The 6000-nt window shown below is 40.3% G+C and carries 5 protein-coding genes and 1 CRISPR repeat array (1 of these 6 running past the window's edge); of the genes, 1 reads left to right on the top strand and 4 read right to left on the bottom strand.

Annotation, left to right across the window (positions count from 1 at the left end):
* Positions 1–176: 176 nt before the first annotated feature.
* The 4 genes from RMY00_RS23625 to RMY00_RS23610 form a co-directional block, all read right to left on the bottom strand.
* Positions 177–455 carry a DUF3303 domain-containing protein gene (locus RMY00_RS23625; protein WP_322649869.1) on the bottom strand — a complete coding sequence of 93 codons (279 nt, stop codon included), beginning with the start codon at positions 453–455 and terminating at the stop codon, positions 177–179.
* 34 nt (positions 456–489) lie between these two features.
* Positions 490–1512 carry a zinc-dependent alcohol dehydrogenase gene (locus RMY00_RS23620; RefSeq protein ID WP_322649954.1) on the bottom strand — a complete coding sequence of 341 codons (1023 nt, stop codon included), beginning with the start codon at positions 1510–1512 and terminating at the stop codon, positions 490–492.
* Positions 1513–1748: 236 nt separating this feature from the next.
* A complete protein-coding gene (locus RMY00_RS23615; protein WP_229456132.1) occupies positions 1749–1934 on the bottom strand; it encodes a hypothetical protein in 186 nt (61 codons plus the stop codon).
* 56 nt (positions 1935–1990) lie between these two features.
* Complete coding sequence (locus RMY00_RS23610; RefSeq protein ID WP_322649868.1) at positions 1991–3061, bottom strand: glycosyltransferase family 4 protein; 1071 nt, start codon at positions 3059–3061, stop codon at positions 1991–1993.
* 455 nt (positions 3062–3516) lie between these two features.
* Here RMY00_RS23610 and xth point away from each other — a divergent pair, with 455 nt between their 5' ends.
* Positions 3517–4299 (top strand): exodeoxyribonuclease III, encoded by a 783-nt coding sequence (xth, locus tag RMY00_RS23605; protein ID WP_322649867.1) that lies wholly within the window; start codon positions 3517–3519, stop codon positions 4297–4299.
* 367 nt (positions 4300–4666) lie between these two features.
* A CRISPR array of direct repeats spans positions 4667–6000; the repeat unit is 37 nt; unit sequence GTTTCAATCCCTAATAGGGATTTTAATGAATTGCAAT (it continues 2447 nt past the right edge of the window).

Genomic DNA, 6000 nt, shown 5'->3' with positions numbered 1-6000 from the left:
CTTGTTGAGCGCTCGCATTTGCTTGTTGGGCGACAGCATTTGCTTGTTTGGAAGTAGGTACGGTACTCTCTCTCTTCTTTCCAACGTCATCAACAATTGGTCTGACAAGCTTAATTTACCTGATCGTCCCGCAGGGTAGGACACAAAGAAAGAAGTTAAAAGGGTTTGGCGCAGCCTCACAAAGAAATGGTATTAGTAACTACCTCTGCTGTCTCTTTCGACGGAAGGATAGGAATTATCTCGAATTCAACAAGATCCTGCCAGTGGAATATCCACTCCTGAAATAAACGTATATCGTCACATTCCATCAGTTGAAAGCAACGATCAAAATTGACCTCAACCCAGCTATCTAAATACTTCAAACCTTCAGGCATCATGCGCCCTTTCTCTTGAAATCGGCGGTATATCTCTTTAGCCTTGCCATCCTTAAATCGCTCGACCACCATAAATAACATCTTGTCTTCTTCCTCACACTGTAACTAACACGATCTAAGGAATCATCGCTACTTTAATTACCTGACGCGCCTTCATCTCACAAAACACCTGTTCTAAATCTTTTAATGGCCGCTGTTCACTAATAAGTAACTCAAAGCGAATTTTGCGACTAGCGATCAGTGCCAGCGCCTCCTGCACATACTTTGGTGTATTATGAAACACGCCTTTGATGGTCAGTTCGCTGTAGTGTAGCTGTTCTGTGTTGACAGTAATGCTGGTATCCCGTGGACATCCACCGAATAAGTTGACTGTTGCACCAGGACGGGCGCAGGCGATCGCAGTTTCCCAAACACTTGGTACACCTGTTGCTTCAATCACTACATCTGCGCCCCATCCTTGGGTAAGTTCTTTCACCACACTGGGAATTTCTGGAATTTGATGATAGTTAAAAGTCTGGGCTGCACCCAATTTTTGACCAATTTCTAGCCTGTGGTGATTACCTCCCCACAGCAACACCTCAGCTTTCTCACTCAACGCTGCCACAAACATCAATCCGATCGCTCCATCCCCTAAAACGACCACTTTATCTTTGGCTTTGACGTTAGAACGGGCGATACCATGCAACACACAAGCTAAGGGTTCCGTCATGGCTGCCAATTCCCACGGCAACTCATCGGGAATTTGCAATAAATTATGCTGCACTATCGGTGCAGGAATTTTCAAGTATTCCGCAAAAGTCCCATTATTCCATGTCAAATTCGGACATAATGAATACTCTTGACGTTGACAAAAAAAGCATTTCATGCATGGGGCGGAATTATTAGCGACGATGCGATCGCCTACTTGCCAATTTCTAACCCCTGCACCCAAAGCAACAATTCGTCCAGCCCCTTCATGACCAAACAGCGTTGGTGGTATCAGCATTTTGGCATGACCACCACGCCGCCAGACTTTTAAATCTGTACCACAAGTTGTTGCTGCCTCCACTTGAATTACAACTTCGCCAGCCGCCGGAGTGGGGTCAGGAACTTGCTCTAAGCGGAAATTTTCTTGCCCATAAAGTAATGCTGCTAACAAAGCTTTAAACCTATTAATTAGCTCCATCCGATTTTATCAGTTGAAGCTAATGGTCTGTCTCATTAATTTTAATGAGTTTATAGTAAGCACTTCAGTGCTTAAAAATCCAGGACTAAAGTCTTTACTACGAACTTGTTTACTCCTTGTAACTAATGAGAAAAACCACTAGTTGATAGGTTTAAAGTAAATTAGTTTTGATTTCTAGTAGGCTTTTATTAATCTAAAATGCCGTCAAACTAAGAATTTACCGCAGGCTGTGGAACTACTCCGGTATTCCGGGTTTCCACATTAGGCAAACGAGTAGCAGTTAATAGCGGTACTTCTTGTCGGCACGACAGGCAAAACCAATATAGTTCACCATGTCGTACATGGCGCAGGAGGGAACCACCGCAGCATGGGCAGGTGTTGGCTCTCGTACTCATACCAATGTCCTCCTAAAAAAAAATTATTGTTTAAGTTGGATAAAAAAAACAGTTGATTAAAACTGAATGTTACCTGCACAAATGCAGCCATTCGATTCTATGCGGTCTTTAATAATTTGTCTGTAAACAGCTTCATATCCGTTAACCATTTGGCTAACACTAAAGTTGTTTTCTACGTGTTTTCTACAGGTTTGACGATTGAGTTCCAAAGCTAATGGAATCATTGCCGCCATTTCTGCATAGTTTTTGCAGATAAAACCTGTTTTACCGTGGGCAATTACTTCAGGTACAGAGCCGAAATTCATGGCAATTACTGGTGTACCAGTTGCCATTGATTCAATCATTACTAACCCAAAAGGTTCTTGCCAACTAATCGGGAAAAGAGTTATGGCAGCATTGCCCAGAAGTTCAGTCTTTTCGGCATGGTTGATTTCGCCTAAATATTCAATTTGCTGACTATCTATGAGGGGGGCAATCTCTTGTTCAAAAAACTTAGAGTCTTGAACATCAACCTTTCCTGCCATCTTCAAGCGTAAACCACTCTGTTTAGCAATAGCGATCGCATGTTGTGGCCCTTTCTCTGGCGAAAAACGACCTAAAAATGCCAAATACGGCGGTTCTGAAGGTTGGGCTACAAATGGATAATCTGCTAGCTCAATTCCGTTATAAATTGTGTCAATATAATTGAGATCGATTTGACGCTGCGAGTTACTAATGCTGACATAAGGTTGCTTTTTGTGGTAGTTAAATAGGTGGCGGTTATCCCTTGTAAAATGATTGTGCAGGGTATGCACAGTAGAAGTTGCTGTTATCAAACTCGCTAAAGGTAATGCCGAAATCCCTACATGGGAATGGATAATATCGAATTGGGCAGCACTCTGGTAAACTTGGCTTAGTTCTAGCATTTCGTACACTGCATACTCTTTGATATTTGGATCTAAGCGCAATGCCTGTGGATAAACTGCTTCTAAATAAGCCAAAGTTTGAGAATCGCCAGAGGCAAATAAGGTTACCTCATGACCGCGACGAACAAGTTCATCAGTCAAGCGACTCACTACCAGTTCTATTCCTCCATAATTAGGAGGGGGAACCCTTTCCCATAAGGGGGCAACTTGAGCGATTTTCATAAGTTTTTTTGGTTCAGTCTATCAAATTCTCCTCAATATAATGAGTTGCATCATTATTGTATGAGGAGAGAGTATTTGTACTTACTCTTTTGACATTTAAATTAACCTAACAAGCTACGAAAAGCGCAGTAATGGTTAATCGTACTGGAAATTTTTTACCGACAAATCTAATGGACTATCGGCTAAACTCAACTCTGAGCTATCTTTCTAACTTAGAGTAAATCAATCACTTGTTGCATCTGCCTTGGGGATCATAACGAGGTAGAATATTTTGTAGTAGAACTTACAAAAAGGAATATTTTGTAGCTAAAACTACTAAAATATCCAATGGGATCAAGCCATTAAAGCTTGGTTTAAATGTAATTGGTAAATGGAACAGAAATTATAAATATTAAGTAACTGTACAATAATTACATAATTTGTAATTATTAATTTACAAAAAATTCTGATAACTAATGAAAATCGCTACTTGGAATGTCAACTCAATTCGCACTCGTCTAGACCAGGTTATCGATTGGTTAACTGCCAATCCTGTTGATGTTCTCTGCTTACAAGAAACCAAAGTTGTGGATGCCGAGTTTCCGCGATCGCCTTTTGAGCAGTTAGGCTATAACCTTTATGTATCAGGACAAAAATCTTATAACGGCGTAGCCATAATTAGTCGCCAGCCACTCGTAGACGTAAGTAGAGGGTTTAGGGCGGTTTTGCCAGATTTACACCACGAATGGGATGAGCAAAAGCGGGTGATTACAGGTGTAATTGATGGTATTCGGATTGTTAACTTATATGTTCCCAATGGTGCAGCAGTCGGAACTGAAAAATATGAATACAAAATGCGCTGGTTAACAGCACTACACGAGTATTTACGATTGTTGGTGTTGTCAGAACCTGCAATTTGTGTGTGCGGTGATTTTAACATCGCCCTAGAAGATAAGGATATTCACGAGCAAGTGAGTACAGAAAATCATATTATGGCAACAGAAGCAGAGCGCCAAGCCTTACGGGATATTCTAAAATTGGGGTTTGCTGATGCTTTTCGTAAATTCACCACAGAAGGCGGAAATTATAGCTGGTGGGATTATCGCGCCGCCGCCTTCCGTCGCAACTTAGGTTGGCGGATTGACCATCACTATCTCACACCTATTCTGTATGAGCGTGCTACAAGTTGCATCATTGATGTCGCGCCCAGGAAATTAGCGCAACCTAGCGACCATACGCCGGTAATTGTGGAATTTTGAATGGGGGTATTAGGTATTGGGCAATGGCATTGCCCATCAGGGCAAACGCATCTAAATTACTCTTGATCACGACCAATCTTAAAAACCAACGAAAAATCAGCGTTTCTCGTTTGATTTGTTTTTTAAACCCAAAGCGATCGCCTAACTCTCTGTCAATAAGCAGCAATTAATGCGACTATTTTGAAGCTTATTGATAATGAAAGGGTTTTGTTGACATGATGCGTTTGCCCTGCATTGCCCATAAGTGTCAACTTAAGCTAAAAGTAGTTTAACTGTTAGCTGACTCACCCGCCTGGAACTAAAGTTCAAGGCTAATAGCTAAAGTCTACTGAAGTAGACTAAAGATTTTTGGGTACGTGACAATATGCTTTTAATCCCTAATAGGGATTTTGATGAATTGCAATTTTTATCAAGGATTACCGGACATAAATCGACTGAGTTTCAATCCCTAATAGGGATTTTAATGAATTGCAATAGGCATCGCTACCTGTAGTGGATAAACTGGTGATATGCCAAGTTTCAATCCCTAATAGGGATTTTAATGAATTGCAATGGTAGATATCGCTAGTATTGCCAGCGTTAACTCTGTTTCAATCCCTAATAGGGATTTTAATGAATTGCAATGCGACCCCCTCGGCATGTCTGCAAGACATTGCAGTTTCAATCCCTAATAGGGATTTTAATGAATTGCAATCCATCAGTCCTTTCGGGGATAATCGTAGATTTTTGTTTCAATCCCTAATAGGGATTTTAATGAATTGCAATTTAATAACTCTCGATTCTGTCTTGAATTCAAATGTTTCAATCCCTAATAGGGATTTTAATGAATTGCAATTCGTAACAAACCTACTACCATCGTATCTAGTGAACTTGTTTCAATCCCTAATAGGGATTTTAATGAATTGCAATGAGTTCCGCCACCGCCACCGCCACCACCAGTTACGGGTTTCAATCCCTAATAGGGATTTTAATGAATTGCAATCCATTCGTTCTCTCCCCATTTGCTCTTGCTTTTCCTGTTTCAATCCCTAATAGGGATTTTAATGAATTGCAATGGCTTGTAACTTTGTAAATCTAATATACCACCATCATGTTTCAATCCCTAATAGGGATTTTAATGAATTGCAATTCACTGTGAGTCTCTTGAATCATATTGTAGGCTTGTTTCAATCCCTAATAGGGATTTTAATGAATTGCAATGAAGCCTCTAATCAGTTATCTGTTGTTCCGAATACTGTTTCAATCCCTAATAGGGATTTTAATGAATTGCAATAGATGGAAAGAGATGCCAAGCTTGTGGTAGTCGCAAGTTTCAATCCCTAATAGGGATTTTAATGAATTGCAATCAAAAGGGCAAGTATTGCAGGGAGAAGCTTGTACTGTTTCAATCCCTAATAGGGATTTTAATGAATTGCAATGCTATCAACAATATCTGTACTGTTATCTAGCCCTAAGCCATTTGTTTCAATCCCTAATAGGGATTTTAATGAATTGCAATGTCTAATGTTTGCAGCACGGTTGCCCCATTCTTAGTTTCAATCCCTAATAGGGATTTTAATGAATTGCAATGCAATGGAAGGCTCTCCAAGTTCACCCCAGGCTTTTGTTTCAATCCCTAATAGGGATTTTAATGAATTGCAATCAGGCTTAACTTTCATATCATTAAGCCTTTTCAAGTTTCAATCCCTAATAGGGATTTTA

Origin of the sequence: Nostoc sp. ChiVER01 (genome assembly GCF_034531155.1) — a bacterium.
In the GTDB taxonomy this organism is placed as follows: Bacteria; Cyanobacteriota; Cyanobacteriia; order Cyanobacteriales; family Nostocaceae; genus Nostoc.
Note: the sequence above shows the minus strand (reverse complement) of the source record. Positions and strands in the feature narration are given on the sequence as shown.